We start from the raw sequence: 1,621 nt of genomic DNA on the forward strand, positions 1-1,621 counted from the left end.
CGGCCCGCGCCGCCTGAACCGCCCGCCGCTCAGCCGGCGGGGCGGGCCGCCGGCCGCTCCGGCCCGCGGCCGGTCGGGTGCAGCAACGGCAGGAAATCCCCGCGCCGCGCCAGCACGTCGGCCAGCGTATAGCCGTCCAGCACCGCCATGAAGGCTTGCAGCGCCTCGTCCAGCACCGAGGTCAGGCCGCAGGCCGGGGCGATGATGCAGCCGGCGCAGCCGACCAGGTCGAAATCGTCCTCGGTGTGACGGATCAGCGCACCCACGCTGATCTCGGCCGGCGGACGGGCCAGCCGGACGCCGCCGCCCCGGCCGCGCACGCTGGACAGATAGCCGGCATTCACCAGATCGTTGATGACCTTCATCAGGTGATTTTGCGAGATTCCGTAAGCGGTTGCCATCTCGGCGATCGAGCATAGCCGATCGGGCTGCCGCCCCAGATACAGCAGCACCCGCATCGCAAAATCGGTGTATCGCGTCAGTCGCATCCCGCCTTCCCGAAAACATGCACAGGAATTGCATGATTTCCCGCGCAAGGATAGATGTATCGCGGATACATGATTTCGACCCCGCGTCGCGACAACCCCGGACAGGAGAATTTCCATGACCCAGACCCTCGGCGCCCAGACCATCGCGCTGGTCAAGGCCACCGTTCCCGCGCTTGAGGCGCATGGCATGGACATCGTGCACGAGATGTATGCCCGCATGTTCCGCGACCCGGCGATCCGCGACCTGTTCAACCAGTCGCATCACGGCGCCAGCGACGCCCAGCCGCGGGCGCTGACCGGCGCGATCCTCGCCTATGCCGGCAATATCGAGAACCTGGCGGCGCTGGCCCCGGCGGTCGAGCGCATCGCCCAGAAGCATGTCGGCCTGCAGATCCTGCCCGAGCATTACCCGCATGTCGCCGAGGCGCTTCTGGGCGCCATCCGCCATGTGCTGGGCGAGGCGGCAAGCGACGAGGTGCTGGCCGCCTGGGGCGAGGCCTACTGGTTCCTGGCCAATATCCTGATCGCCCGCGAGAAGCGGCTTTACGGTGCCCAGGCCGAGGCCGCCGGCGGCTGGAACGGCTGGCGCGACTTCCGCATCGAGGACGTGATCCGCGAAAGCAGCGTCATCAAGTCCTTCGTGCTGCGCCCGGTCGATGGCGGTCCGGTGATGGACCACAAGCCCGGCCAGTATCTGACCTTCTGGTTCGAGATCCCCGGCCATCCGGCGGCCAAGCGCAACTATTCCATCTCGGCCGCGCCGAATGGCGAAACCTATCGCATCTCGGTCAAGCGCGAGTCGATGGGACTGGCCTCGGGCTGGCTGCACGGACAGGCGCCGGGCACGGTGCTGAAGGTGGCGGCGCCGGCGGGCGAGTTCTTCCTGGACGGCCGGCCGACGCGCCCGGTGGTGCTGCTGTCGGGGGGCGTGGGCCTGACGCCGATGGTCGCCATGCTGGAAGCGCTGGTCGCCGAAGGTGCCGAGGTGCCGGTGCATTACCTCCACGGCACCCATGACCGCGACACCCATGCCATGCGCGCCCATGAGCGTATCGCGGGCATCAAGATTCAGGATTCCCGGCCTGCTCGTGATGTGCTTCCCTTTTGCTGAGGCAGGTATGGGGGAGCTGATG

The 1,621-nt window shown here is 67.7% G+C and carries 2 protein-coding genes; one reads left to right on the forward strand and one right to left on the reverse strand.

Features of this window, described 5'->3' with window-relative positions:
* Nucleotides 1-29: 29 nt before the first annotated feature.
* On the reverse strand, nucleotides 30-488 hold the full coding sequence (locus I9P22_RS24130; protein ID WP_199262757.1) for an RrF2 family transcriptional regulator: 459 nt from the start codon (nucleotides 486-488) through the stop codon (nucleotides 30-32).
* 115 nt (nucleotides 489-603) lie between these two features.
* On the opposite strand from I9P22_RS24130, the gene hmpA reads away from it, so the two are divergent.
* The gene (hmpA, locus tag I9P22_RS24135) at nucleotides 604-1,599 is read left to right on the forward strand and encodes an NO-inducible flavohemoprotein (protein ID WP_233253585.1); all 996 of its coding nucleotides are present in this window, start codon (nucleotides 604-606) and stop codon (nucleotides 1,597-1,599) included.
* The last annotated feature ends 22 nt before the right edge of the window (nucleotides 1,600-1,621 follow it).

The organism is Paracoccus binzhouensis (assembly GCF_016446475.1).
Lineage (GTDB): Bacteria > Pseudomonadota > Alphaproteobacteria > Rhodobacterales > Rhodobacteraceae > Paracoccus > Paracoccus binzhouensis.